At 63.9% G+C, this 25,842-nt stretch carries 21 protein-coding genes; 16 read left to right on the forward strand and 5 right to left on the reverse strand.

The window, feature by feature from the left end; translation table 11 throughout:
- Positions 1-85 precede the first annotated feature (85 nt).
- The 15 genes from AC0V2Y_RS17545 (at position 86) to AC0V2Y_RS17615 (ending at position 18,462) form a co-directional block, all read left to right on the forward strand.
- A complete protein-coding gene (locus tag AC0V2Y_RS17545) occupies positions 86-595 on the forward strand; it encodes a sigma-70 family RNA polymerase sigma factor (protein WP_475416090.1) in 510 nt (169 codons plus the stop codon).
- Positions 592-1,581, forward strand: coding sequence for a FecR domain-containing protein (locus AC0V2Y_RS17550; protein ID WP_475416091.1), 990 nt, complete (start codon positions 592-594; stop codon positions 1,579-1,581). The genes AC0V2Y_RS17545 and AC0V2Y_RS17550 overlap by 4 nt, the downstream gene beginning before the upstream one ends.
- 112 nt (positions 1,582-1,693) lie before the next feature.
- Entirely contained in the window at positions 1,694-3,895 is a 2,202-nt protein-coding gene (locus tag AC0V2Y_RS17555; protein ID WP_475416092.1) for a TonB-dependent siderophore receptor, read from the forward strand.
- 110 nt (positions 3,896-4,005) lie between these two features.
- The gene (locus tag AC0V2Y_RS17560; RefSeq protein WP_475416093.1) at positions 4,006-4,287 is read left to right on the forward strand and encodes a hypothetical protein; all 282 of its coding nucleotides are present in this window, start codon (positions 4,006-4,008) and stop codon (positions 4,285-4,287) included.
- Positions 4,284-5,981: a PepSY-associated TM helix domain-containing protein gene (locus AC0V2Y_RS17565; RefSeq protein ID WP_475416094.1), complete on the forward strand. Its 1,698-nt coding sequence runs from the start codon at positions 4,284-4,286 to the stop codon at positions 5,979-5,981. The genes AC0V2Y_RS17560 and AC0V2Y_RS17565 overlap by 4 nt, the downstream gene beginning before the upstream one ends.
- A complete protein-coding gene (locus AC0V2Y_RS17570) occupies positions 5,978-6,319 on the forward strand; it encodes a DUF3325 domain-containing protein (RefSeq protein ID WP_475416095.1) in 342 nt (113 codons plus the stop codon). Before AC0V2Y_RS17565 ends, AC0V2Y_RS17570 begins: the two co-directional genes overlap by 4 nt.
- Before the next feature lie 91 nt (positions 6,320-6,410).
- Positions 6,411-7,598, forward strand: coding sequence for an efflux RND transporter periplasmic adaptor subunit (locus AC0V2Y_RS17575; RefSeq protein ID WP_475416096.1), 1,188 nt, complete (start codon positions 6,411-6,413; stop codon positions 7,596-7,598).
- A 5-nt stretch (positions 7,599-7,603) separates the two neighbouring features.
- Positions 7,604-9,598 carry a MacB family efflux pump subunit gene (locus tag AC0V2Y_RS17580; RefSeq protein WP_475416162.1) on the forward strand — a complete coding sequence of 665 codons (1,995 nt, stop codon included), beginning with the start codon at positions 7,604-7,606 and terminating at the stop codon, positions 9,596-9,598.
- A 190-nt stretch (positions 9,599-9,788) separates the two neighbouring features.
- A complete protein-coding gene (locus AC0V2Y_RS17585; RefSeq protein ID WP_373632506.1) occupies positions 9,789-10,778 on the forward strand; it encodes an ABC transporter substrate-binding protein in 990 nt (329 codons plus the stop codon).
- Positions 10,779-11,009: 231 nt separating this feature from the next.
- Positions 11,010-11,813, forward strand: coding sequence for a cytochrome C assembly family protein (locus tag AC0V2Y_RS17590; protein ID WP_070218587.1), 804 nt, complete (start codon positions 11,010-11,012; stop codon positions 11,811-11,813).
- Positions 11,810-12,064: a PP0621 family protein gene (locus AC0V2Y_RS17595; RefSeq protein ID WP_436541211.1), complete on the forward strand. Its 255-nt coding sequence runs from the start codon at positions 11,810-11,812 to the stop codon at positions 12,062-12,064. The genes AC0V2Y_RS17590 and AC0V2Y_RS17595 overlap by 4 nt, the downstream gene beginning before the upstream one ends.
- 115 nt (positions 12,065-12,179) lie before the next feature.
- Positions 12,180-13,259 (forward strand): sigma-54 interaction domain-containing protein, encoded by a 1,080-nt coding sequence (locus tag AC0V2Y_RS17600; protein ID WP_475416097.1) that lies wholly within the window; start codon positions 12,180-12,182, stop codon positions 13,257-13,259.
- Positions 13,237-13,848: a 1,6-anhydro-N-acetylmuramyl-L-alanine amidase AmpD gene (gene ampD / locus AC0V2Y_RS17605; RefSeq protein WP_475416098.1), complete on the forward strand. Its 612-nt coding sequence runs from the start codon at positions 13,237-13,239 to the stop codon at positions 13,846-13,848. Before AC0V2Y_RS17600 ends, ampD begins: the two co-directional genes overlap by 23 nt.
- A 392-nt stretch (positions 13,849-14,240) precedes the next feature.
- Positions 14,241-17,192 (forward strand): ribonucleoside-diphosphate reductase subunit alpha, encoded by a 2,952-nt coding sequence (locus AC0V2Y_RS17610; protein WP_475416099.1) that lies wholly within the window; start codon positions 14,241-14,243, stop codon positions 17,190-17,192.
- Positions 17,193-17,310: 118 nt separating this feature from the next.
- Positions 17,311-18,462, forward strand: coding sequence for a ribonucleotide-diphosphate reductase subunit beta (locus AC0V2Y_RS17615; protein WP_070218582.1), 1,152 nt, complete (start codon positions 17,311-17,313; stop codon positions 18,460-18,462).
- Positions 18,463-19,181: 719 nt separating this feature from the next.
- On the opposite strand, the gene AC0V2Y_RS17620 is transcribed toward AC0V2Y_RS17615, so the two are convergent.
- Positions 19,182-20,228: a hypothetical protein gene (locus AC0V2Y_RS17620; protein ID WP_475416100.1), complete on the reverse strand. Its 1,047-nt coding sequence runs from the start codon at positions 20,226-20,228 to the stop codon at positions 19,182-19,184.
- Between the two features lie 327 nt (positions 20,229-20,555).
- Here AC0V2Y_RS17620 and AC0V2Y_RS17625 point away from each other — a divergent pair, with 327 nt between their 5' ends.
- Complete coding sequence (locus AC0V2Y_RS17625; RefSeq protein WP_227742044.1) at positions 20,556-21,089, forward strand: YggT family protein; 534 nt, start codon at positions 20,556-20,558, stop codon at positions 21,087-21,089.
- A 128-nt stretch (positions 21,090-21,217) separates the two neighbouring features.
- Here AC0V2Y_RS17625 and AC0V2Y_RS17630 read toward each other — a convergent pair whose 3' ends face one another.
- From AC0V2Y_RS17630 to accC, 4 genes are read right to left on the reverse strand one after another with little or no spacing between them, the layout of a single operon-like run.
- Positions 21,218-22,156, reverse strand: coding sequence for a carbohydrate kinase family protein (locus AC0V2Y_RS17630; protein WP_305049310.1), 939 nt, complete (start codon positions 22,154-22,156; stop codon positions 21,218-21,220).
- A gap of 11 nt (positions 22,157-22,167) precedes the next feature.
- Positions 22,168-23,400 (reverse strand): DUF3426 domain-containing protein, encoded by a 1,233-nt coding sequence (locus AC0V2Y_RS17635; protein WP_475416101.1) that lies wholly within the window; start codon positions 23,398-23,400, stop codon positions 22,168-22,170.
- 8 nt (positions 23,401-23,408) lie between these two features.
- The gene (gene prmA / locus AC0V2Y_RS17640; RefSeq protein ID WP_475416102.1) at positions 23,409-24,353 is read right to left on the reverse strand and encodes a 50S ribosomal protein L11 methyltransferase; all 945 of its coding nucleotides are present in this window, start codon (positions 24,351-24,353) and stop codon (positions 23,409-23,411) included.
- Entirely contained in the window at positions 24,350-25,765 is a 1,416-nt protein-coding gene (accC, locus tag AC0V2Y_RS17645) for an acetyl-CoA carboxylase biotin carboxylase subunit (RefSeq protein WP_131373626.1), read from the reverse strand. Before accC ends, prmA begins: the two co-directional genes overlap by 4 nt.
- Between the last annotated feature and the right edge of the window lie 77 nt (positions 25,766-25,842).

Below are 25,842 nucleotides of genomic sequence, written 5' to 3' on the forward strand. Positions count from 1 at the left end.
CATGAAAGTCAAAAACACGGTTAAAATGAGAATAATTCTTATTTACATTCGTGGGGCGCGCCGCGCCAGACCGGAAAGGGATGCCATGTCGGCCGCCGATTTTGCCCAGCAACAAGACCTGCACGCGCTCTACAGCAGCCATCACGGCTGGCTGCAGGGCTGGCTGCGGCATAAGCTGGGCAATGCGGGCGACGCGGCGGACCTGGCGCAAGACACCTTCATCAGCGTGTTGACGGCCGCTTCCGCGCCGCAGATCCGCGAAGCGCGGCCTTTTCTCGCCACCGTCGCGCGCCGCCTGGTGGCGCACCGCTACCGCCGCCAAGTGCTGGAGGACGCTTATCTGGAAGCGCTCGCTTGCCTGCCGCCCGAGACGGCGCCCGCGCCCGAGGAGCGGCTGCTGGCGCTGGAAGCCTTGCAGGAAATCGACCAGGCCCTCGACGGCTTGCCCGCACCCGTACGCGCGGCGTTCTTGCTGGCGCAGCTGGAAGGCCTCAGCTATGCCGAGATCGCCGCGCGCCTGAACGTATCGGCCAGCTCGGTCAAGCAATACCTGACGCGCGCCAACCGCCAGGTGTTTTTCTCGCTGCCGGCATGAGCAAGTTGGCAGAGCCGGCGGCACCGCCAGCCATCCGCGAGGAGGTGCAGCAGCAGGCGGCCGAGTGGCTGACCGTGCTGATGTCTAGTGAGGCCAGTGAAGCGGAATACGCCGCCTGGCAGCGCTGGCGCGCCGCCGACCCGGAACATGAACGGGCCTGGCGGCATATCGAAGCGGTGTCGCGGCGCTTCAACGGCTTGCACCGCGGCGCGGCCGCGCAGGCGCTGGCCGGCACGCAGCGCAAAGCCGTCAACGGCAAACGGCGCCAGGTGCTGGCGTGGCTGGGCGTGGCGGCCGGCGGCGGCATGCTGGCCGCGCAGACGGGCGCCTGGGATGATATGCGCGCCCTGCGCGCCGACTACCGCACGGCCACGGGCGAGAGGCGCGAGGTGGTGCTGGACGATGGCAGCGTGCTCAGCCTGAATACGGGATCGGCAGTCAACGTGCGTTTCGACGCCAGCCGCCGCCTGATCGAACTGCTGGCCGGCGAGATCCTCGTCACCAGCGGCCACGGCGCCGGCAGCGCCGCACCTTTGGTGGTGGCCACGCGCGAAGGCCTGGTGCGCGCGCTGGGAACGCGCTTTACCGTGCGCCAGCAAGATGACTACAGCACGGTGGACGTGTTGGAAAGCGCCGTTGAAATCCGCCCCCGCGACGGCGGCGCGCCCTTGCTGCTGGCGGCCGGGCGCGGCGTGGCCTTTTCCCGCCAGGCGCCGGATGCGCCGCATGCCGTCGGCGCGCATGCGCATGCCTGGTCGCGCGGGCAGCTGATCGTCGACGACGTGACCCTGGGCGATTTCCTGGCCGACCTGGCCCGCTACCGCCCCGGCGTGATCGACTGCGCGCCGGCAGTGGCACAGCTGCGCCTGTCGGGCGTGTTCCCGCTGGCCGATACCCAGCGTATTTTGAACATGCTGCCCAACTCGCTGCCGGTGCAGGTCCGCAGCCGCACGCGCTATTGGGTCAGCGTCGAGCCGGCGCCGTAGCGTTCGATAAAAATATTTTTCCATCCGGCTGCCCGTTTTGCAGTCTTGCGGCACCTACAAGGTAGGGCGCCTGTTTTTCACCGTCTCATGACGCCACTTTTCAGGATCTTTTATGCAACAGGTTTCGCATCTTGTCAATTTCGTATCGCATCGTCCCCAGCGGCATCCGCTGGCGCTGGCCGTGACGGCCCTGTGTCTGGCCGCCAGCCTGCCGGCGCTGGCGCAGCAGGCCGCGCCTGTCGTTCCCGCGACCGAGCAGACCATGCTCGGCGTGTCCGTCACGGCGGGGCGCGATGCGACGACGGAAGGCAGCGGCTCCTATACGACGGGCGTGAGCAATACGGCAACCAAGCTGAACCTGTCGCTGCGCGAGACGCCGCAGTCGGTCAGCGTGCTGACGCGCCAGCAGATCGATGACCTGGGCATCACGACCCTGGACGACGCCGTGCAGTCGATCACGGGTCTGGTCATGCAAAAGGGCAACTTTACGGGCGATTCGGGCAGTTTCAGCGCGCGCGGCTTTCCAGTCGATAACATCCTGCTCGACGGCTTGCCCACCAGCCTGGGCGCGAATGGCACTTTCAATGGCGACAACGACGACCTGGCCATCTACGACCGCATCGAGGTGGTGCGCGGCGCCACGGGCCTGACCACGGGCAGCGGCACGCCCAGCGCGGCCATCAACATGGTGCGCAAGCGCCCGACGGCCACGCCGCAAGCCGCGTTCTCGGCCAGCATCGGCAGCTGGAGCAACTACCGCCTGGAAGCCGATGCGGCCAACGCGCTCAACGCAGCGAAGACCCTGCGCGGGCGCATCGTCGTCACGGTGCAGGACAAGAAGGATTTTGTCGACGTGCTGCATGGCCGCAACCACCAGCTGTACGGCGTCATCGAGGCCGACCTGCGTCCCGATACCACGCTGACGGTGGGCGCCCACTACCGCAAGACCGATAACGACGGCGTGACGACGGGCGTGGTGACGGCCGCCGACGGCCGCTTTTTGAATTTGCCCCGTTCCACCTACCTGGGTACCGATTTTGATGCGTGGCGCCAGACCGATAAAACCGTCTTCGCCGAACTGGAACACCGCTTCGGCAACGGCTGGAAGGCCAGGCTGTCTGCCACGCGCAAGACGCCCGAGATCGACACGACGTTTTCCGGCATCAACCGCCGGGGCGACACCCTGCGCTTCAATTCGCAAAGCTACCGCGCCGAACTGGCCAACACCAGCTATGACGCGTATGCCAGCGGCGGCTACAACCTGTTCGGCCGCGAGCACGAGCTGACCGTCGGCGCCAGCCACCGCCGTTCCTCGAAAAACAGCTATGGCGGCTGGGCCCCGTACAGCTGGGGCGCGGCCGCGCCCGTGCTCGACCCGTACAACTGGGATGCGGGCAGCGTGGCGCGCCCCGTCATCAACTACGCGCAGTGGCGTACGGCCAGCATCACCGAGCAAAGCGGCGTCTATGCGGGCACGCGCCTGCGCCTGGCCGACCCGCTGTCGCTGGTGCTGGGCGGGCGCGTGAGCTGGTACAAGGACGATGCCGGCTACTCGGTGGCGCGCGAATTCACGCCGTACGCCGGTGTCGTGTATGACCTCGACAAGCAGCATTCCGTGTACGCCAGCTGGACCGAGATCTTCCAGCCGCAGGCGTCCACCGATGCCAATGCGCAGCCATTGAAGCCGATCAGCGGCACCAACTATGAAGCGGGCGTGAAGGGCGAATACTTCGGCGGCGCCCTCAATGCCAGCGCGGCCGTGTTCCAGATCCGCCAGCAGAACCGCGGCGTGGACGACCTGGCCGGTCCGAATCCCTGCCCCGGCAGCACCTGGGGCTATTGCCAGCGCGCGTCGGGCGAAGTGCGCAGCGAAGGCGTGGAGCTGGACGTGGCGGGCGCGCTGACGCCCGACTGGCAGTTGTCGGCCGGTTTTACTTATGTGAAGGCGCAATTCACGCGCGACAGCGATCCGGCCAATATCGGCAAGGACTTTAATAGCCGCTATCCGCGCCAGCAGCTCAAGCTGGCCACCAGCTACCGTCTGTCCGGCGCGGCGCAGGGCTGGCGCGTGGGCGCGTCGGTGTACGGGCAGGGCGCGACCGAGTCGAGCGACGGCACCTACCATCTGCGCCAGGGCCGCTATGCGATCGTGGGCCTGAACGCGGCCTGGCAGATCGACAGCCGCACCGAGCTGCGCCTGAACGTCAACAATGCGCTCGACAAGCACTATTACCAGAGCATCTATTCCGATGTCTTCGGCAACCTGGTGGGCACGCCGCGCAACCTGATGCTGACCTTGAACTACAAACTGTAAACAATCACTTTTGAATGACCTATCTTGATGAAGGATGCATGGCTTATGGATGTGCAGTTGAACCTGGCCCGCGATGGCGTGACCACGCTGGTGCTGCAGGGAGCGCCGCGATGATGAAATCGGCCCACATGATGTTGTTTTCGCGCGTGCTTGCCGCCGTTTTTGGCGGCTATGCGCTGACGTCCGGCGTGGCCGTGCTGCTGGCGGCCGTGCTGCCGCTGTCGCGCCCCGAAGCCGTGCTGACGGCCACCCTGAGCGCCTTTGTCGTCTACACCTGCGCCGTGATCTGGGTCTTTGCCGTGCAAGACCTGCGCCGCGCCTGGCTCGGCATGCTGCTGCCGGCCATCGCCTGCGGCGGCATCGGCCTGCTGCTGTCGCGGGGTGCCGCATGAACGCCGTCAAGGTAGACAAAGTGGTGAAAACGCCGCAACAGGGCGGCCTGCGCCAGGCCATGGCCTGGCTGCATACCTGGAGCGGCCTGTGGATTTCCTGGCTGCTGTTCGCCATCTTCCTGACCGGCACCCTGGCCGTCTTCGACGACCCGATCGGCCACTGGATGACGCCCGAACACGCACTGGAAGAAGCGGCGCATGCGAACGATCCGCCGCTGCCAAAGGTCACGGACCGCGCGCACCGCCTGGAACTGGCGCTCGACTTCATGGCGAAGGAGCACCCGAAGGCGGACATGTGGGAAATCTGGCCCGTGCAGCGCCCCGGCCACGGCCTGTCCGCCTACTGGTTCCAGCCCAGCGGCGGCTATGGCTCGGCGGATCTCGATCCGCTGACGGGCGCCGTCATCGAGCATGCGCGCGAGGCAACGGAGCGGGAAACCATCGGCGGCCACCATTTCGTCGATTTCCACTACGAGCTGCACGCGGGACGCATCGGCGTCTGGATCGTCGCCATCACCACCATGATCATGCTGGTGGCGCTGGTGAGCGGCGTCATCACGCACAAGCGCATCTTCAAGGATTTTTTCACCTTCCGCCCGGCCAAGGGCCAGCGTTCGTGGCTGGACGCGCACAACGCGGTGGCCGTGCTGACCTTGCCGTTCCAGTTCATGATCGCCTACACGGGCCTGGCATTCTTCAGCGATGACTATGTGCCGGCCCCCGTGGCGGCGCAATACGGCATGGACAATCCCAAGAAAGCCTTCCTGGCAGACTGGAATGATGCGGGCAAACCCGTGAAAACGGGCCAGCCGCTGGCCATTCCCGCGCTGGAATCGTTTGCGCTGCGCGCCGAACAGGCCATCGGCCAGGAAATCCGCGCCGTGGTGCTGGACAATCCGAACGACGCCTCCATGCGCGTGTGCATGTACGGCTGGAACGAAGAGACGGACACGATGGAGCGCCTCAGCGCCAACACGGGCAGGGCCTGTTATGCGCTGGCCACGGGAGAGCAGACCGCCTTGCGCCTGCCCGGCGCGTCCGACACGGGCGGCGCGGGCCTGACGCGCTCCGTCATGTCGAACCTGCATATGGTGGGTTTCGGCGGCACGCCGATGCGCTGGCTGTACTTCTTTTGCGGCCTGGCCGGCACGGCCATGATGGGCACGGGCGCCATCCTGTTCATGGTCAAGCGCCGCCAGAAGTCCGGCGGCGAGTTCGGCGCCTATACGCAGCGCGTCTACCGCGTCATCGCCTGCCTGAACGTGGCGGCGATCGCCGGCCTGTCCATCGCCTGCGTGGGCTTCCTGTGGGCCAATCGTTTGATCCCCGTCGGCATCGAGCACCGCGCCGGCTGGGAAGTGCGCGCCTTCTTCGGCGTGTGGTTCCTGATGCTGGTGCACGCCTGCGTGCGCGCGGAAAAGCGCGCGTGGATCGAGCAACTGTGTTTGCTGGCCGCCCTGTGCCTGCTGCTGCCGGTGCTCAATGTCCTGAGCACGGGAGACAACCTGGCGGCGCAAATCGCGCGCGGCGACTGGGAAAGCGCCGGCGTGGAACTGGGCAGCATGGCCTTCGGCCTGCTGGCCGGCTGGGGCGCGTGGAAAGTCCACAAGCGCAAGGAAAAACCGCTCAAGAAGGCGGTAGCCAAGGAAGCACCGTCGGCCAGCCTGCGAGTCAATACGGAGGGACAGTCATGATTAACGCCATCCTGTGCGCGCTGGGCCTGTCGTATGCGGGCATGGCCAGCCTCTCGCTGGCGATGGACCGCCACCATGGCCAGGTCTGGGGCAGGGACGCGGCGCCGAACGTGCGGCGCGCGCTGCAGCTGGCGGGCGCCGTCCTGTTGGCGCTGGCCATCTGGCCTTGCGTGGCCGGCTGGAGCGCCACCGTCGGCGTCGTCGCCTGGCTGGGTTTCATATCGGCCGGCGCGCTGCTGGTGGCCCTGCTGCTGCCGTATGCCCCCCGCTTGCTGTTGCGTAGTTCCCTGCTGGCAGCCGTCGCCGCGCTGGCAGGTCTTGTGACGTTCCTGCGGTGATGTCCACCGCTATTTTCAAGGATAGACCGATGTATTTTTCACGTTTGGCGACACCGATTTACTGTATCTGCAACCGCAAGGCGGCTTCCTGATGGCGGCCCGCCTGTCTTCGCGCCGCGCCCGCATCCTCGGCGGCGTGGTCTTGCTGGCGCTGTTTGGCGCCGGTGCCCTGTGGGCCACGCGCGGCCCGGCCACCGTGTTCGACACGGCGCCCGTCAAGCGCGGCAATATCGAGGCCAGCGTCACGGCCATCGGCACCCTGCAGCCGCAAACCTATGTCGACGTGGGCGCGCAGGTGTCGGGCCAGATCACGCGCCTGCACGTGCAGCCGGGCAGCGCCGTGGAAAAGGGGCAGTTGCTGGCCGAGATCGACCCCAGCGTGCAGCAGGCCACGGTCGACGCGGGCCGCGCCGCGCTGGCGGGCTTGCGCGCGCAACTGGCCGACCAGCAGGCGCAGCACCGCCTGGCCGGCCAGCAGCACGTGCGCCAGAAGCAGATGGCCAAGTTTGATTCCACGCCGCTGGCCGACCTGGAGACGGCCGAAGCCACCTTGGCCTCGGCCGGCGCCAAGATCGACCATCTGAAGGCGCAGATCGCCCAGACCCAGGCCAGCCTGAAGGCGGACGAGGCGCGCCTCGGCTATACGCGCATCTACGCGCCGATGGCCGGCAAGGTGGTGGGGCTGGACGCGAAAGAGGGGCAAACCCTGAACGCCACGTACCAGACGCCGAACATCCTGCGCATCGCCGACCTGTCGGCCATGACGGTATGGACGGAAGTGTCGGAAGCGGACGTGCGCCGCGTGCGCCCGGACATGCCCGTGTACTTCACCACCCTGGGCGGCGACCAGCGGCGCTGGAGCGGCAAGGTGCGGCAAGTGCTGCCGGCCCCGCCGGTGCCCGGCGGTGCCGCCGCAGGCACGGCCCTGGCGCCGTCGACCAGCAAGGTGATCTTGTATACAGTACTGTTCGACGTGGATAACGCCGATGGCGAATTGATGCCGCAGATGACGGCGCAAGTGGTGTTCGTCACGGCAGCGGCGAACAATGTGCTGGCCGTGCCCTTGCCGGCCCTGAAACCGTCGACGGAGGAAGGCGCCAAACCGGGGCAGTTCACGGCCCGCGTGATGGATGCGGACGGCAAGGTCGATACGCGCACCGTCACCGTGGGCGTGCGCAACCGCCTCAGCGCGGAAGTGCTGCAAGGCTTGCGCGAAGGCGAATTGCTGGTCACGGGCGAGCAGCCGGCCGGCAGCGGCAGCAGCAGGTTCCAGCTGTGAGCGCGATGAGCGAGGCCGCTTCTCTGGGACAAAGCGGAGAAGGCGGCCAGCCGGCGCCCCTGATCGAGCTTGTCGGCATCCGCAAGCGCTACGGCGGCCACGACGGCGCACCGGCCGTGGAAGTGCTGCGCGGTTTGACCCTGTCGATCGGCGCCGGCGAATTCGTCGCCATCGTGGGCGCGTCCGGTTCCGGCAAATCGACTCTGATGCATTTGCTCGGTTGCCTGGACCGGCCCAGCGACGGCAGCTACCGCTTCGCCGGCCAGGACGTAGCCAGCCTGAATCCCGATGAACTGGCGTGGCTGCGGCGCGAAGCGTTCGGCTTCGTCTTCCAGGGCTATCACCTGATCGCCACCGAATCGGCGCGCGAAAACGTGGAAGTGCCGGCCCTGTACGCGGGCATGCCGGCCGCGGCCCGCCACGCCCGCTCGGAAGCGCTGCTCAAGCGCCTGGGCCTGGGCGAGCGGCTCGACCACCGGCCGAACCAGTTGTCCGGCGGGCAGCAGCAGCGCGTGTCGATCGCGCGCGCCCTGATGAATGGCGGGCGCATCATCCTCGCCGATGAACCGACGGGGGCGTTAGATAGCAGCAGCGGCGCCGAAGTCATGGCCTTGCTGGGCGAACTGGCCGACGCGGGCCACACCATCATCCTGATCACGCATGACCGCAAGGTGGCGGCCCAGGCGCGCCGCGTGATCGAGATCAGCGACGGCGAAATCGTCGCCGACTCGGGCGCCATCGCCATTCCCGCCACGTCGGCGGCCCTGCCGCCGCTGGACATGTCGCGCGCCGCGCACGACACGGGCGCGTCGCTGGGCACGGAATTGCTCGATGCGGCGCGCGCCGCCTGGCGCGTGCTGTGGATCAACCGCTTCCGCACGGGCTTGACCCTGCTCGGCATCGTCATCGGCGTCGCTTCCGTGATCGTCATGCTGGCCATCGGCCTGGGCACGCGCCAGCAGGTGATGGCGCAACTGGGCGCGTTCGGCTCTAACCTGCTGTACATGGCGTCGCGCGGCGAAAGCTCGCGCATTCCCGGGCGCAGCATCACCCTGGCCGACCTCGATGCGCTCAAGGACGTGCCAGGAATTTCCCACGTGCTGCCGAATGTCACGGGCAACAAGGTGATACGCCACGGCAACCTCGACGTGCAGACCTATGTGCGCGGCACGGGGCCGGCTCTGCCGCAGATCCAGACCTGGCCCGTGGCCAAGGGCGGCTTCTTTACCGAGGAAGACGAGCGCGAGATGGCCACCGTGGCCGTGCTGGGTGCGCACCTGGCCGAAAAGCTGATGCCCGACGTGGCCAATCCCGTGGGGCAGAGTATCCTGATCGGCAACGTGCCGTTCCAGGTGATCGGCGTGATGAGCGCGAAGGGCGCGCTGACGGGCGAGAAGGATGAAGACGACGTGCTGCTGCTGCCGTTTTCCACGGCCGGCATCCGCGTCTTCGGCCAGCGCGAGCCGACATACACGGTGATGGCCGTGGACGACGTCAAGCGCGTGACCGAGGTGGAGGCGGCGGTCGATGCCACCATGTTCGAGCGCCACCGCATCCGCGACTACGGCATCAGCAATGCGGCCGCGTCGATCGCCGCCGAAGCGAAGACGCAGGACAACATGACCATGATGCTCAGCCTGATCGCCGCCGTCTCGCTGGTGGTGGGCGGCATCGGCGTCATGAACGTGATGCTGATGACGGTGCGCGAACGCACGCGCGAAATCGGCATCCGCATGGCGACGGGCGCGCGCCGGCGCGACATCCTGCGCCAGTTCCTCACCGAAGCCGTGCTGGTGTCGGTGGTGGGCGGCGTGGCCGGCATCGTGGTCGGCGTGACGGTGGCCGGCCTGCTGCTGGTCTGGGACGTGCCGGTGATCTTTTCGCTCAGCGCCATCGCCGGGGCATTTGCCTGCGCCGTGGTGACGGGGCTGGTGTTTGGCTTCATGCCGGCGCGCAAGGCATCGGGACTCGATCCGGTGGTGGCGCTGGCGGGACAGTAACGCTTCATGCAGCCGGGCTTGCTGCTCCCGGATTCGCCTGTCTTTGCGCTGCTGCAACAGCGCCAAGGCAGGCTTTCCATAAAAAAGATTGCTCCTGACTCAACACACGGTACTATCTCCTCATAATAAAAAGCAGTGTTTCGTGTTTTATGCCCTTGCAGGCACATACCCACCACCACAGGAGAACCCGATGCAGAAAAAATCAACCTTGAAGACCGGTATCGCCGCCGCCCTCATGCTGGCGTTCGGCATGGGCGCCGTGCAGGCGCAGGCGCAGGAAGTCGTGCGCCTGGGTAACTTGAAATTCGCCCACTACGGCGCCGTGTCGTACATCAAGGAAATCGCGCCCAAGTGCGGCATCAAGGTCGAAGAGCATGTCTTCGCCAAGGGCCTCGACGTGATGCAGGCGATTATCGCGGGCGAGCTGGACGTGGGCGCGACGGCGTCCGAAGCGGCCATTTCCGGCCGCGCCGGCGGCGCGCCGATCTATGTGGTGGCCGGTTTTGCCAAGGGCGGCGCGCGCCTGGTGGCGGGCGCGGGGCAAAAGATCGCCAGCGTCAAGGAACTCAAGGGCAAGCGCGTGGGCGTGACGCGCGGCGGCATCCAGGAAGTGCTGCTGCTGGCCGAACTGTCGCAGGCGGGCCTGACGTATTCCGAAACCAAGGGCAAGGATGTGCAGCTGGTGTTCCTCGCCTACGCCGACTTGAACCAGGCGCTGATGGGCAAGAATATCGACGCCATGATGCAGTCGGAGCCGCAATCGTCGCAGGCGATCAACAAGGGCTTTGGCACCGAAGTCATCAAACCGTACGACACGCCGATCGGCGAGCCCGTGCGGACCATGGTGATGACGGAAAAGTTCTACAAGGAACGCCGTCCCGTGGCGGAGAAATTTATGCGCTGCTTCGTCGAAGCGACGAAAACCTTTATCGACAACAAGGCGACGGCGGAAAAGTATGTGCGTGAAGTCGTGTTCCGCGGCCAGATCACGAAGGATGACTTCGACGACGCGATCAGCAATTCGCCGTATTCGTACGACATCTCGCCAGAACATATCCAGGTCACCACGGACGTGATGGTGAAAACGGGCGTGGGCCGCATGACGAAGCCGCCCGTGGCCAAGGACTGGGTCAAGACGGACTTGCTGGAGCAGGCGAAAAAGAGCCTGAACGTGAAGTAAGCCGGATAATGGCAATACCCGATGGCTCGCTTAAGCGGGCCATCATTTTTTTGCTGCATACTAGTATGAGATGTAGCGGCGCGAAAGATTGCCGAAATCTTGAGGGTGCGCCACCCCGTCGCGGCCGAGGCGCGATATCATGGCAGGCTTGCGGTATCGGCTGGCGGCAATTGCTTACAGCCCATACTGTCGCTTGAATCGCGCTTGCCGGCTATGGTGTAAACTTAAACTATGCAGATCTATTTCTTTTTCATCGCCGCCCTGTTGTACGCGGCGTGCGCGGTGCTTCCCTCGTCCCGTGCCCGGCTCATTGCCGGCCTGACCGGCGTTGCCTGGCTGGCGCACGCCGCCACCCTGTGGTTCGACCTGATGGCGCCTGGCACCTTGCGCTTCGGTTTTTCCGCCATGCTGTCGGCCGCGCTGTGGGTCTCGGTGGGAGCCTACTGGATAGAGAACCGCAATTTCAGCCTGGATGGACTGCGCCGCATGGTCATGCCCAGCGCCGTCATCGCCATCGGCCTGGCCTGGGCCTTTCCCGGCAGCCAGGTCAGCATGGAAGGCAAGTCGGCCGTCTTCGGCTGGCATATCGCCGTGGCCGTGCTCGCCTACAGCACCTTGACGATTGCCGCCTTTCACGCCGTGCTGATGGCGCTGCAGGAATCGCGCCTGCATACGCGCAGCGAGAGTCGCGGCTTCATCGGCAGCGCGCTGGACCAGCTGCCAGCCCTGTTGACGATGGAAAAGTTGCTGTTCCGCATGATCGGCCTGGGCTTCATCCTGCTCAGCCTGACCGTGCTGTCGGGCATTGTGTTTTCCGAGCAATTATTTGGCAAGGCGCTCAACTGGGATCACAAATCCGTATTTACCATGCTGTCGTGGCTACTGTTTGCCGCCCTGCTGGCGGGGCGCCGCTTTCGCGGCTGGCGCGGCAAGACGGCCCTGAGCTTCACCTTGGCCGGTTTCGCCACCTTGCTGCTGGCCTATGTCGGCAGCCGTTTTGTACTGGAAGTGGTTTTACACCGGGGATTCGCATGACACGTGTTTTATTCTGGCTGGCGCTGGTGTTCCTGGTGCTGTTTGCTATCCGCAGCAAGATCCGGGGCATGCAGCAGCGTGCCCGCGCGCAGCAGCCGCCGAACCCGTTCACCCCGCCGGGCCGGCCGCAGGAATTGCCCGATGCCGAGCTGATGCTGTGCTGCGCCCATTGCGGCGTGTACTACCCGGCCTCGGAAAACGTGCAGGCCAAGGGCCACGATTACTGCAGCCACGCGCACGCCACCGTGTAAGGGCAGGCCAGCAGGCGCGCGTTGCTCATCCGTATCGTAACGGCCTCCGGCATTCGTCCGGCGTAGCATCTGCAGCAGGCGGTTCGCCACCGCCATTGCAGAAAGGCGCGCTCCCATGTCCAGTCCCCGCACCAGCCAGCAGACCGTGACCGCCGCCGGCATGCCGCCGGCGCCGCAACTGAGCGGTAATTCGCTGCCCATGCAGGCGCTGCGCGCGCAGATAAGCCGCATCGCCCGCTGCGGCGCGCCGGTGGCCATCCGCGGCGAATCGGGCACGGGCAAGGAATTGGCGGCGCGTGCCATCCATGCGCAGGGCGCGCGCGCCGGCTTCCCGTTTATCGCCGTCAACTGCGGCGCCATTCCCGAAGCGCTGATGGAAGCGGAATTCTTTGGCTGCCGCCCGGGCGCCTACACGGGCGCGCTGCACGAGCGCCAGGGCTTGTTCCAGGCGGCCCATGGCGGCAGCCTGCTGCTCGACGAAGTCGACGACCTGCCGCTGGCCATGCAGGTAAAACTGCTGCGCGTGCTGCAGGAGCGCCGCGTGCGCAGGCTGGGCGGCAGTGCCGACGAGGCCGTCGACGTGCGCATCCTGTGCGCCAGCCAGCATGGCCTGGCGCGCGGCGTGGCCGCCGGCACGTTCCGCCAGGACCTGTTTTACCGCCTGAATGTGATCGAGCTGGCGCTGCCGCCGCTGCGCGAGCGGCGCGGCGATCTGCAGGTATTATGTGAGGTGATCCTCGCGCGCCTGTCGCCACGCCGGACCGTGAGCCTGACGCCGCCCGTGCTGGCGGCCCTGGCCGCGTATGCGTTTCCCGGCAATGTGCGCGAACTGGAAAACGTGCTGGAGCGGGCGCTGGCCTTTGCCGACGGCGGCGTGATCGCGCTCGACGGGCTGGCCTTGCCGTCCGCGGCGGGCAGCATGCCGTTGCGGGCGGCGCCGGCACCGCCGGACTTGCCGGAGCGGCAACTGTGCCTGCCCGGCATGGCGGCATATGGCATGGCCCCCATCCTGCCGCTGGACGTGTATCTGCGCCAGGCCGAGCGCGACATGATCCTGCAGGCGCTGGTGCAGGCGCGCTACCACCGCGCGCGGGCGGCGCGCCAGCTGGGCCTGAGCGTGCGCCAGTTGCGTTACCGCATGCAGAAATTGACGATACAGGAAGCCTTACTTGATGAGCGCATGGACGATAGATGAAGACGGCTGGTGCGACGGCGCGCTGCGCTATGACTCCCCCTACCACGATGCGCGCCCGGACGGTGCGCAGGTCGACTTGCTGGTGATTCATAACATCAGCTTGCCGGGCGGCCACTTCGGCGGGCCGCATGTGTCGGACTTGTTTACGGGCCGGGTAGATTATAATGCCGATCCTTCTTTCGCCGACCTGCGTGGCTTGCAGGTGTCGGCGCACTTTTTTGTGCGGCGCGATGGCGCGCTGTTGCAATATGTTTCTACTGATCAACGTGCCTGGCATGCGGGCGCGTCCATGTTCGAAGGACGCCCGCAGTGCAATGGCTATTCGATCGGTATCGAAATGGAAGGCTCGGACTTTGTCCCCTTTCAGCGGCAGCAATACCGCGTGCTGGCAGGGCTGACGGCGGCGCTGGTGGCGCGCTACGGGCTGTCCCAGGTACGTGGCCACGAGCATATCGCGCCGGGAAGGAAGACGGATCCGGGGCCGTTTTTTGACTGGCATTTTTACCAAGTATGCTGGCTGGAAACCCTGCGCGGGCAGCCTGCGTTAGCGCTTACTTCGCGGGGATTGGGCTTTCCATCCATACCCTGAAAAGTCAACCGAAATCGTATATGAAAATACAAAAAATTACGCCCGCGGATGCCGGAAAACTATTGCATCGCCCTTCGATGGGCACTACAATTAGTGAAGAAGTTGGATGTAAAGACTATATGTAGTGCCATCACAGACGTTTTCAGAATTATTGTCAAAGCTACCCGGATTGCTGATAAAGCACTGGAACTGGCGGTTTATCACCCTTGATCGTGTTTCGCGCCAGCCGGGCAGTGCGGTGTGGCGATATGGATTCTGACACGGTTGTATGCATTATGAATTTACTATTTAGCAACAAATATCTGAAGAAACCCTGATTATCGGGCGTTCTATTCAACAACACACGCGGCAGCAAAACTGCAGGCTGACTTTAGCTGACAACGGGAGCTTCAATGCAATCACCACAAGATATTTCCATCCATCCAACGCCAGTATCGCCAGCGCCAGGCGCGGCCAACAGCGTGGCGAGCACGGGCGCGGCATTGGGCGACTATCGCATCATCCGCCGCAACGGCGCGGTGGTGGCATTTGAGCCTTCGAAGATCGCCATCGCCATGACCAAGGCGTTTTTGGCCGTTAACGGCGGCCAGGGCGCAGCCTCGGCACGCATCCGCGAACTGGTGGAACAGCTGACCGACGGCGTCGTCGCCGCGCTGGTGCGCCGCCATCCGGGCGGCGGCACCTTCCATATCGAAGACGTGCAAGACCAGGTGGAACTGTCGCTGATGCGTTCGGGCGAGCACGACGTGGCGCGTGCCTACGTGCTGTACCGTGCCAAGCACATGGAAGAGCGCCGCCTGCAGAAGGAAGCGCAAGGCGCTTCCGCGCAAGTTTCCGCACCACAATTGAACGTGCTTGATAACGGCGTGCGCCGCCTGCTGGACATGCAGGAAGTGCGCGACCTGATCAACGCCGCCTGCGCCGGCCTGGAAAAGCACGTCGATGCCGACGCCATCCTGGCCGAGACCGTGAAGAACCTGTACGACGGCGTGCCCGTCGAAGAGCTGCACAAGTCGGCCATCCTGGCGGCGCGCGCGCTGATGGAAAAAGACCCGGCCTACAGCCAGGTCACGGCCCGCATCCTGCTGCACACGGTGCGCAAGGAAGTGTTCGGCAAGGAAGTGCCGCAAGCGGCGGCCGCCGCCGAATACCTGACGTATTTCCCGCAATATATCGCCAAGGGCATCGCCGCCGAGCTGCTGAACCCGGTACTCGCCAGTTTCGACCTGGAACGCCTGGCCAAAGCCATCGTCGCCGACCGCGACTTGCAGTTCGGCTACATCGGCCTGCAAACCCTGTACGACCGCTACTTCCTGCACATCCAGGACGTGCGCATCGAAATGCCGCAAGCGTTCTACATGCGCGTGGCCATGGGCCTGGCGCTGAACGAAGCGGACCGCGAAGCGCGCGCCATCGAGTTCTACAGCCTGCTGTCCTCGTTCGACTTCATGAGCTCGACCCCGACCCTGTTCAATTCGGGCACCCTGCGCTCGCAGCTGTCGTCGTGCTACCTGAGCACCGTCTCCGATGACCTGGAAGGCATCTACGACGCCATCAAGGACAACGCGCTGCTGGCCAAGTTCGCCGGCGGCCTGGGTAACGACTGGACGCCGGTGCGCGCCCTGGGCGCCCACATCAAGGGCACCAACGGCAAGTCGCAAGGCGTGGTGCCGTTCCTGAAAGTGGTCAACGACACGGCCGTGGCAGTCAACCAGGGCGGCAAGCGCAAGGGCGCCGTCTGCGCCTACCTGGAAACCTGGCACATGGACATCGAGGAATTCCTCGACCTGCGCAAGAACACGGGCGACGACCGCCGCCGCACGCACGACATGAACACGGCGAACTGGATTCCCGACATGTTCATGAAGCGCGTCATGGAAAAAGGCGAATGGACCCTGTTCTCGCCGTCGGACACGCCTGACCTGCACGACAAGGTCGGCAAGGCCTTTGAACAGGCTTACCTGGGCTACGAAGCCAAGGCCGCCGCCGGCGAAATCCGCGTCTTCAAGAAGATCGCGGCGCTGGACCTGTGGCGCAAGATGCTGTCGATGCTGTTTGAAACGGGCCACCCATGGATCACGTTCAAGGATCCGTGCAACATCCGCAGCCCGCAGTCGCACGTCGGCGTCGTCCACAGCTCGAACCTGTGCACGGAAATCACGCTGAACACGGGCCCTGACGAAATCGCCGTCTGCAACCTCGGTTCCGTCAACATGCCGGCGCACATGAAGGAAGGCAAGCTCGATCACGTCAAGCTGGCCAAGACCATCCGCACCGCCATGCGCATGCTCGACAACGTCATCGACATCAATTACTACGCCGTCGACAAGGCGCGCAACTCGAACATGCGCCACCGTCCGGTCGGCATGGGCATCATGGGCTTCCAGGACTGCCTGCACATGATGCGCGTGCCGTTCGCCTCGGACGCCGCCGTGTCGTTTGCCGACACCTCGATGGAAGCCGTCTGCTACTACGCCTACCTGGCGTCGACGGAACTGGCCGAAGAGCGCGGCCGCTATGAATCGTACGCCGGTTCGCTGTGGGACCGCGGCATCCTGCCGCAGGACTCGGTCAAACTGCTGGCCGAAGAGCGCGGCGGCTACCTGGAAGTCGATTCCTCGTCGGCCATGGACTGGACTCCGGTGCGCGAACGCATCGCCAAGTTCGGCATGCGCAACTCGAACTGCGTGGCGATCGCCCCGACGGCGACGATTTCGAACATCATCGGCGTCTCGGCCTGTATCGAGCCGACGTTCCAGAACCTGTACGTGAAATCGAACCTGTCGGGCGAATTCACCGAGATCAACGGCTACCTGGTGCGCGACCTGAAGGCGCGCGACCTGTGGGATGAAGTCATGATCTCCGACCTGAAGTACTTCGACGGCTCGCTGGTGAAGATCGACCGCATCCCGCAAGACCTGCGCGATATCTACGCCACCGCCTTTGAAGTGTCGCCAAGCTGGCTGGTGGAAGCGGCTTCGCGTCGCCAGAAGTGGATCGACCAGGCCCAGTCGCTGAACATCTACATGGCTGGCGCCTCGGGCAAGAAACTGGACGAGACCTACAAGCTGGCATGGCTGCGTGGCCTGAAAACCACCTACTACCTGCGTACCATCGCCGCTACCCACATGGAGAAATCGACCTCCAAGACGGGCGCCCTGAACGCCGTGGCAGTCGATGGCGGCATGTCGGCCAGCGCACAGAGCGCCCAGGCAGCCGTCGTGGCGGCAGCAGCAGTGGCCGTGGCGCCGGTAGTGGCAGCGGCGGCGGATGACGCCGATGGCGAAGCCTGCTATCTGCGTCCCGGTGATGACGGCTTTGAAGAGTGCGAAGCCTGCCAGTAAGATTTTAGTTGTCAGCCCAGAACTTCTGGGCTGATTCAATGTTGTCAATGTCCGCATTGTCCGATTCAACGGGCCTGTTGCGGATCGCCGGCTCGCCGGCATGGAAAGGAAGAAGAATATGTCGTTGTCTTGGGATGATGAAACCACGTCGGCAGCTGTGCCGCGTCCGGCGCAGCAAGCGCCGTTGGGAAATACCGATTTGAACCTGCCGGCCGGCGCCGAGCCGTCCGAAGCGAACGCCGAGCAAGTGGCGCGCCGCGTGAATGCCGACGACAAGCGCATCATCAACGGCAAGACGGACGTCAACCAGCTGGTGCCGTTCAAGTACAAGTGGGCGTGGGACAAATACCTGGCCGGCTGCGCCAACCACTGGATGCCGCAGGAAGTGAACATGCAGCGCGATATCGAGCTGTGGAAAAACCCGAACGGCCTGACGGACGACGAGCGCCGCCTGGTCAAGCGCAACCTGGGCTTCTTCGTGACGGCCGACTCGCTGGCCGCCAACAACATCGTGCTGGGTACCTACCGCCACATCACGGCGCCCGAGTGCCGCCAGTACCTGCTGCGCCAGGCGTTCGAGGAAGCGATCCACACGCACGCCTACCAGTACATCGTCGAATCGCTGGGCCTGGACGAAGGCGAGATCTTCAACGCCTACAACGAAGTCAAGTCGATCCGCGACAAGGATGAATTCCTGATCCCGTTCATCAACACCCTGACCGACCCGGCCTTCGTCACCGGCACGGTGGAAAACGACCAGAAGCTGCTGAAATCCCTGATCGTGTTTGCCTGCCTGATGGAAGGCCTGTTCTTCTATGTCGGCTTCACGCAGATCCTGGCGCTGGGCCGCCAGAACAAGATGATGGGCGCGGCCGAGCAGTACCAGTACATCCTGCGCGACGAATCGATGCACTGCAACTTCGGCATCGACTTGATCAACACGATCAAGATGGAAAACCCGCAGCTGTGGACGGCCGCCTTCCGCGAAGAGATCAAGGACCTGTTCATGAAGGCCGTGGAATTGGAATACGCGTACGCAGAAGACACCATGCCGCGCGGCGTGCTGGGTCTGAACGCGCCGATGTTCAAGGGCTATTTGCGCTTCATCGCCAACCGCCGCGCGCAGCAGATCGGCATCGAGCCGCTGTTCGCCCAGGAAGAAAATCCGTTCCCGTGGATGAGCGAGATGATCGACATGAAGAAGGAACGCAACTTCTTCGAGACCCGCGTGACCGAGTATCAAACGGGTGGTGCGCTGAACTGGGAGTAATCCTTTTTCAGGCTACGCCAGCAAGCGCCGTCATCGTGACGGCGCTTTTTTTTTGCGTGCATGGCGGCGGAAAAATGCGTGCCTCATCGAGCCATGCGAGGAGGCTTGCGCCAGGATTTCCGGATGCCGCGCATGGCCGCATCGCGGGCCCGAAAAAGCATTTCCGGAGACGCTGGCGGCGGCATTTGCCGCGCGATTGTGCGATAGCACGCGTATCGTGCAAAAAAGGGGGCGAAAACGTGTCGTGCCGGTTGCGCATTGACAAGGTTTTCGTGTACTTTATGAGATTGCAAATGCGAGCGTTAGAATGCGGGGGTTTTTAACCAGCGCGGTAGCGAAAAAACCTCGCAAAACAGGGATACAGATTTACACGGATATGCACAAAACCACACCGTTTTCGTCTGCCGCCGTGCCCGAATTTTTTCAGGCATGGCGGTTTTTTATTTGACGCATGGGTGTTGTGGCGAGCGCGATGCGAGGAGCGAAAAAACGCACGGCATCGAAAACGAATGACCGAATTCAGACTTTGCCACCAGCTGCGAGATAAAGCAGGGTGGCACCGACGATGGCTGAAGTGCTGCAAACGTGAGGAGTTGCAGCAGTTCAGCTGGTGCCGAATTCATTAGCGCAAACGACCGTTTGTGCCGATGAATAATTCGCCTGGCCTATCCCTGTGGTGGGTCGGACGGGTTTAAATCTTGTAGCTTAAATTTCTCATCTCAGATGAAGGAGAGACAAATGGCAACAGCCGCTAAGAAATCAGAAGTAAAGAAACCAGCCGCCAAGGCTGCTCCTGCCGCGAAGAAGCCGGCAGCCGCAGCGAAGACGGTTGCCGCTAAACCAGCTGCCAAAGCCGCAGCGAAACCAGCAGCAAAACCAGCCGCCAAGGCCGCAGCCAAGCCTGCAGCAAAAGTGGCTGCCAAGCCAGTAGCGAAAGCCGCAGCGAAACCAGCGGCCAAGGCAGCAGCAAAACCGGCAGCCAAGCCAGCAGCGAAAGTGGCAGCGAAACCTGTCGCCAAGGCAGCGGCAAAGCCAGCGGCGAAAAAAGCCGTTGCCAAGCCCGCAGCAAAAGCCGCAGCGAAACCAGCCGCCAAGGCAGCAGCCAAGCCAGCAGTGAAAAAAGCCGCAGCGAAACCTGCCGCCAAGGCAGCAGCCAAGCCAGCAGCGAAAAAAGTCGTCGCCAAGGCAGCAGTCAAGCCGGCCGCCAAAGCAGCAGCGAAGCCAGCAGCAAAAGTTGTCGCCAAGCCAGCAGTAAAAAAAGCCGCAGCGAAACCTGCAGCCAAGGCAGCAGCGAAGCCGGCCGCCAAGGCGGCAGCCAAGCCAGCAGCGAAAAAAGTCGTCGCCAAGGCAGCAGCGAAGCCGGCCGCCAAGGCAGCAACCAAGCCAGCAGCAAAAGCAGCAGCGAAGCCAGCGGCAAAGGCGGCAGCCAAGCCAGCGGCCAAGGTAGCAGCGAAGCCAGCAACTAAGGCAGCAGCCAAGCCAGCGGCCAAGGCAGCGGCGAAGCCAGCAGCCAAGGCAGCAACGAAGGCCGCAGCCAAGCCAGCGGCCAAGGTAGCAGCGAAGCCGGCCGCAAAAGCGGCAGCCAAGCCAGCGGCCAAGGTAGCGGCGAAGCCAGCCGCCAAAGCAGCAGCGAAACCTGCCGCCAAGGTCGCAGCCAAGCCAGCGGCAAAACCTGCAGCCAAGCCAGCGGCCAAGGTAGCAGCGAAGCCGGCAGTAAAAGCGGCAGCCAAGCCAGCCGCGAAGCCGGCAGCGAAACCTGCCGCCAAGCCAGCCGCAGCGCCAGTCGTGGCAGCCGCACCAGCGGCTGCGCCGGCAGCAGCTCCAGCAGCTCCAGCGGCACCAGCCGCAGTGGCAGCCAAGCCAGCCGCTAAGAAGGCTGCGCCTAAAAAGGCCGCACCGAAGAAGGCAGCGCCTGTCGCCAAGCCATCGGCGCCTATCGCACCAGTAGCAAAAACCGTGTTGGCACCGGCTGCAGCCTGGCCATTCCCAACCAGCACCCGCCCATCGTAATTCCAACGATACGGGTGCCTGGATGAGGCAACACGCCGCTGTGTGACTCAATCACACAGCGGTTTTTTTTTGGAGAATTAGTCGTGCTGATCGTTATCCTTACATTGATCGTTGATACCATCGCCACCTTGCTGGGCGGCGTGTTGCTGCTGCGCTTCTGGATGCAGGCGGTGCGCGTGCGGCCGCCCTCGTCGGTGGCGCAATTCACGTTTCAATTGTCCGACTGGCTGGTACGCCCCCTGCGCCGCGTGGTGCCGGGCGTGGGCGGGTATGACTGGGCCAGCCTGATCGGCGCCTTCCTGATCGTGCTGCTGGCCAGCTCGGTGCTGTTTATTTCCGGCGCTCCCGTCGAAGTGGTGCTGCTCAAGTCGCTGCAACGCTTCCTGCAATGGATACTCTACGGTTTCATGGCCTTGCTGATCATCGAAGCCATCTTCAGCTGGGTCAACCCGCATGCGCCGCTGGCGCCGTTCGTACGGGCCCTGAACGAGCCGCTGCTGCGTCCGATCCGCAAGGTGGTGCCGCTGGTGGGCAGTCTGGACTTGTCGCTGCTGGTGGCGCTGATCCTGCTGCAGATCGCGCAAGTGCTGGTGGGAATGATTATTGTGCTGCGATGATGGTGAGTGGTGAGTGGTGAGGTGAGGGCGTAGGTCGGCTTAGCGTAGCGTAAGCCGACATCCCCACTTGCCATGCCAGCGATGTTGTCGGATTACGCGCGGTTTTACCCCGCTAACCCGACTACATATTAATAGCGGTAACCGAACGCCGCTTCGAACTGGTCGGCGATGCTCTCCGGCGTAAACACATGGTTTTGCGCACCCTGGGTGGCGATCTTGATGGCGCCCAGCAGACTGGCCAGGCGGCCGCTGGTTTCCCAGCCCAGGTCGTTGGTGATGCCGAACAGCAAGCCGGCACGGTAGGCGTCGCCGCAGCCGGTCGGGTCCAGTACTTCCTTGGCGGTCACGACAGGAATGTCGATGCGCTTGCCGTCCGTATAGATCTCCGAGCCCTTCTCGCCACGCGTGATGATCAGCGCTTCCAGGCGGCTGGCGATGTCCGGCAGGGTCAAGCCCGTGCGTTCCATCAACATTTCCATCTCATAATCGTTGGCCGATACATACGTGGCCTTGTTGATGAAGTCGATCAACTGTTCGCCATTGAAGCGTGGCAACTGCTGGCCCGGGTCGAACATGAAGGGGATGCCCAGCTCGGCCAGGTCGGCGGCGTGCTTGAGCATGCCCTGGTCGCCGTCCGGCGAGATGATGGCGACCTTGGCCGGGCCCGCATTGGCGATCGGGTTTTCATGCGCAAACGACATGGCGCCCGGGTGGAAGGCATTGATCTGGTTATTGTCCGCATCGGCCGTGACGAAGCATTGCGCGTTGTAGCTGTCGGCCTTGATCAGGATGTTGGCGGTGGAAATGCCCAGCTTTTGCAGGCGTTCCAGGTAGGCGGCGCTATCTTGCCCCATGACGCCGACGATGCGCGGGTCGCCGCCCAGCATTTTCAGGCTGTAGGCGATGTTGCCCGAGCAGCCGCCGAACTCCGTGCGCATGGTGGGCACGAGGAAGGAGACGTTCACCTTGTGCAGCTGGTCGGCCAGCAGGGATTCGCCGAAGCGGCCGGGGAATTGCATGATGGTGTCGGTGGCAAGCGAGCCACAGATCAGCGATGTTTTGGTCATGATAGTGTCTGTTAGGGGTAAAAGATGGCGATATGGTAGCCAGACGCCGTGAGCTGGTCTAAGGCAAAATACAATTTGATGGTTTGTTCCGAGCGCGGCGCAAATCCCTTGCTCACGTCGATAGCGGCTGGCAGGTAGTCGCGCGGCGCGATCACGCGGCGCAAGACGGGCTTGTCGTTGGCGTCGTTGAGGATCAGTTCGATGCTGGGCCAGGCTTGCACGCTGCGGCTCTGGTTGCGCAGCAGCGAGACGTAGGAAAACGTCTGTTCCTTGAGGGTTTGCAATTCGCCCTGCTCGATGGCCAGCGCCTCGATCTGCGCCGGCAAGTCGACCTGGCAGCCGCTGAGCTTGCACAGCGCGACCAGGGTCGGCTTCCACTGCGGAAACTGCGCCGCCAGCGGATTGCGGAAGGTGGTCATTACTTGCAGGAATAACAAAAGCAGCAGCACCACCGAGCCGGCGGCCATGGCCACGCGCAGGGCTTTGCCGCTCTGTTCGCGGCGCCGGCCCTGGGTGACGAAAGCCGGTTCGTCGTCGGCCGGCGGCAGGAGCGGTGCTTCCTGCTCTTCGGCTGGCGCCGGTACAACGGGGGCGGCGGGCAGCGGCGTGAAGGAATGGTCGGCCAGCGTCGGTTCCTTGCGCGCGGGCACGGGTTTGTCCAGGCTGACTTTTTCGGCCGCAGGCAGCACCGGCGCGGCCTCGGCTTCCAGGCTCGGCTCGCGGCGGCTGTCGCGCAGATACGTGGCGAAGGCGGGCACGTCATCGACCTGGCGGCGCTTGAAGGGTGCCATCGGCTGGGGCAGCGGCGCTTCTGGCGGCTCTGCCGGTGTTTCTTCAGGCAGGTCGAGCGGCGCGTCGGCAGGCGCGTCGGCTGCTACCTCGGCAGGCAGGCTGACGTCGAGGTCCAGCTCGATGTGCTCGCCGTCGTCATCCTTGAGCTGCGCCGTTTCCGGCAAGATGCCGAACGGGTCGAACGAGGTGTCGAAGTCGAGGGAATAAATGGGTTCGTCGTCCGTGGCGGACGGCAGGCTGTTGTCGTGGGGGAACGTGGACGACAGTGGGACGACCGTGGCTGGGGCGGATGTTAAAAACGGCGATGCCGCGGCCGGATCGACCAGCGCGGCATTGCCGTCAAACACTTCCCTGCACGTGCCACAGCGCACGATGCCCCCACGTAACTTCAACTGGTCAGCAGCGACCCGAAATATCGTGTTGCAATGGGGGCATTTGGTGGCGAGTGCCATTGCTGTGCTTATGCACCTTCCGCGCGGGGCGCAGGCGCTTGCGTTGCACCCAGGCGGCCATGCAGGGCCACCCAGCCGTCTTGCTCGGCCCACACACCCAGCTGGATGAAGGGGGCGTAGGCAGCGGCCACTTCTTCCGCCTGGCGTGCCAGCACGCCGGACAGGATCAGGGCGCCGCCGTCGGCGACGCGGCCGGACAGCATCGGCGCCATCAGTTTCAATGGACTCGACAGGATATTCGCGACGACGATGTCAAACTTGGCCGTGGCGTGTGCCGACGTGGCAAACGTATCTGGCAGGAAATATTCGATGTCGCACTGGTTGCGTTCGGCATTGTCGCGCGCCGATTCGATCGCTTGCGGGTCGATATCGACGCCAGCCACCGTTTGCGCGCCGAGTTTCTTGGCTACCATGGCCAGGATGCCGGAACCGCAACCGTAGTCGAGCACGGTCTTGCCTGGGGCCGGATGGGCTTCCAGCCATTCCATGCACAAACGCGTGGTCGGGTGGCTGCCCGTGCCGAAGGCCAGGCCCGGGTCCAGTTCCAGGATCAGGCCGTCAGGATCCGGTGCCTCGTGCCAGCTGGGCACGACCCAGATATTCTTGCCGATGTGAATCGGCGCGAATTGCGACTGGGTCAAACGCACCCAGTCCTGCTCTTCCACGGGGCGCACGGTAAAGGCGGGCGCGTCCGTCATGCCGACCGCTTGCGCGGCAGCGGCCACGATGGCGGCCTGGTCGGCGTCGACGTCCGTCAGCGCCACCACGCGGCTGCGTTCCCACGCCGCTTCCTTCGGTTCCATGCCTGGCTCGCCAAACAGCGGCTGCTCGGCATCCGTGCCTTCATCGGCGTCTTCCACCGAGACCGACAGGGCGCCCGCTTCCATCAGCGCGTCGGACATGGCCTCGGCGTTGTCACGGGCGATTTCGATGACGATTTCCGTCCAGCTCATGCGCCCGCCTTGATTTCGGATTTCTTGGCGATGCTGGGGCTGCCGCTATTCAGGTTCTTGCCCAGGTCCGGCATGTCGGCCAGCTTCTGTTCCAGATAGTGAATGTTGGTGCCGCCTTCGATGAAGCGCGCGTCGATCATCAGTTCGCGGTGCAGGGCGATATTCGTGTTGATGCCTTCGACCACCATTTCGGACAGGGCGATCTGCATGCGGCGGATCGCTTGCTCGCGCGTGGCGCCGTAAGCGATCACTTTGCCGATCATCGAGTCGTAGTGCGGCGGCACGTAGTAGCCGGCGTAGGCGTGCGAATCGACGCGGATGCCGGGGCCGCCCGGTGCATGCCACGACACGATCTTGCCCGGCGATGGCGTGAACTTGAACGGGTCTTCCGCATTGATGCGGCACTCGACGGCGTGGCCCGACAGCATGACGTCGCGCTGGCGATAACGCAGTTTTTCGCCGGCGGCGATGCGGATCTGTTCTTGCACGATGTCGATGCCGGTGATCATCTCGGTGACGGGATGCTCCACCTGCACGCGGGTATTCATTTCAATGAAATAGAACTCGCCGTTTTCGTACAGGAATTCAAACGTGCCGGCGCCGCGGTAGCCGATCTTGCGGCACGCTTCGGCGCAACGGTCGCCGATTTTCTCGATCAGTTTGCGCGGGATGCCCGGCGCTGGCGCTTCTTCGATCACTTTCTGGTGGCGGCGCTGCATGGAGCAGTCGCGCTCGCCCAGCCAGACGGCGTTCTTGTGTTCGTCGGCGAGGATCTGGATTTCCACGTGGCGCGGATTTTCCAGGTACTTCTCCATGTACACTTCAGGGTTGCCGAAAGCGGTGCCCGCTTCCGTCTTGGTCATCGCCACAGCGTTGATCAGGGCCGCTTCCGTGTGCACCACGCGCATGCCGCGTCCGCCACCGCCGCCGGCGGCCTTGATGATGACCGGGTAGCCGATCTTGCGGGCAATTTGCACGATCGCTTTCGGATCGTCCGGCAAGGCGCCTTCGGAGCCGGGCACGCACGGTACGCCAGCCTTGATCATGGTTTGCTTGGCCGATACTTTATCGCCCATCAAGCGGATCGATTCGGAGCGGGGGCCGATGAAGACGAAGCCCGATTTCTCGACGCGTTCGGCAAAGTCGGCATTTTCCGACAGGAAGCCATAGCCTGGGTGAATCGCTTGCGCATCCGTCACTTCAGCGGCGCTGATAATGGCGGGCATGTTCAGGTAGCTCAGGGCCGACTGTGCCGGGCCGATACAAACGGATTCGTCGGCCAGCTTGACGTATTTCGCGTCCTTGTCGGCTTCGGAGTGGACTACAACCGTTTTAATGCCCATTTCGCGGCAGGCGCGCTGAATACGGAGGGCAATTTCACCACGGTTGGCAATCAGGATTTTTTCAAACATGGTAGGTTCGCGTATGTCTGTGAGAGCCGGCGAGCCGGCGAAACAACAAGTGTGAGGGGCTAAAACTGCAAACGGCC

It is taken from the genome of Janthinobacterium sp. BHSEK (assembly GCF_056174685.1).

Bases quoted from the DNA above. Each gene is read 5' to 3' on its own strand.
- AC0V2Y_RS17545 (WP_475416090.1), top strand. From the start codon at position 86: ATGTCGGCCGCCGATTTTGCCCAGCAACAAGACCTGCACGCGCTCTAC.
- AC0V2Y_RS17550 (WP_475416091.1), top strand. From the start codon at position 592: ATGAGCAAGTTGGCAGAGCCGGCGGCACCGCCAGCCATCCGCGAGGAG.
- AC0V2Y_RS17555 (WP_475416092.1), top strand. From the start codon at position 1,694: ATGCAACAGGTTTCGCATCTTGTCAATTTCGTATCGCATCGTCCCCAG.
- AC0V2Y_RS17560 (WP_475416093.1), top strand. From the start codon at position 4,006: ATGATGAAATCGGCCCACATGATGTTGTTTTCGCGCGTGCTTGCCGCC.
- AC0V2Y_RS17565 (WP_475416094.1), top strand. From the start codon at position 4,284: ATGAACGCCGTCAAGGTAGACAAAGTGGTGAAAACGCCGCAACAGGGC.
- AC0V2Y_RS17570 (WP_475416095.1), top strand. From the start codon at position 5,978: ATGATTAACGCCATCCTGTGCGCGCTGGGCCTGTCGTATGCGGGCATG.
- AC0V2Y_RS17575 (WP_475416096.1), top strand. From the start codon at position 6,411: ATGGCGGCCCGCCTGTCTTCGCGCCGCGCCCGCATCCTCGGCGGCGTG.
- AC0V2Y_RS17580 (WP_475416162.1), top strand. From the start codon at position 7,604: ATGAGCGAGGCCGCTTCTCTGGGACAAAGCGGAGAAGGCGGCCAGCCG.
- AC0V2Y_RS17585 (WP_373632506.1), top strand. From the start codon at position 9,789: ATGCAGAAAAAATCAACCTTGAAGACCGGTATCGCCGCCGCCCTCATG.
- AC0V2Y_RS17590 (WP_070218587.1), top strand. From the start codon at position 11,010: ATGCAGATCTATTTCTTTTTCATCGCCGCCCTGTTGTACGCGGCGTGC.
- AC0V2Y_RS17595 (WP_436541211.1), top strand. From the start codon at position 11,810: ATGACACGTGTTTTATTCTGGCTGGCGCTGGTGTTCCTGGTGCTGTTT.
- AC0V2Y_RS17600 (WP_475416097.1), top strand. From the start codon at position 12,180: ATGTCCAGTCCCCGCACCAGCCAGCAGACCGTGACCGCCGCCGGCATG.
- ampD (WP_475416098.1), top strand. From the start codon at position 13,237: ATGAGCGCATGGACGATAGATGAAGACGGCTGGTGCGACGGCGCGCTG.
- AC0V2Y_RS17610 (WP_475416099.1), top strand. From the start codon at position 14,241: ATGCAATCACCACAAGATATTTCCATCCATCCAACGCCAGTATCGCCA.
- AC0V2Y_RS17615 (WP_070218582.1), top strand. From the start codon at position 17,311: ATGTCGTTGTCTTGGGATGATGAAACCACGTCGGCAGCTGTGCCGCGT.
- AC0V2Y_RS17630 (WP_305049310.1), bottom strand. From the start codon at position 22,156: ATGACCAAAACATCGCTGATCTGTGGCTCGCTTGCCACCGACACCATC.
- AC0V2Y_RS17635 (WP_475416101.1), bottom strand. From the start codon at position 23,400: ATGGCACTCGCCACCAAATGCCCCCATTGCAACACGATATTTCGGGTC.
- prmA (WP_475416102.1), bottom strand. From the start codon at position 24,353: ATGAGCTGGACGGAAATCGTCATCGAAATCGCCCGTGACAACGCCGAG.
- accC (WP_131373626.1), bottom strand. From the start codon at position 25,765: ATGTTTGAAAAAATCCTGATTGCCAACCGTGGTGAAATTGCCCTCCGT.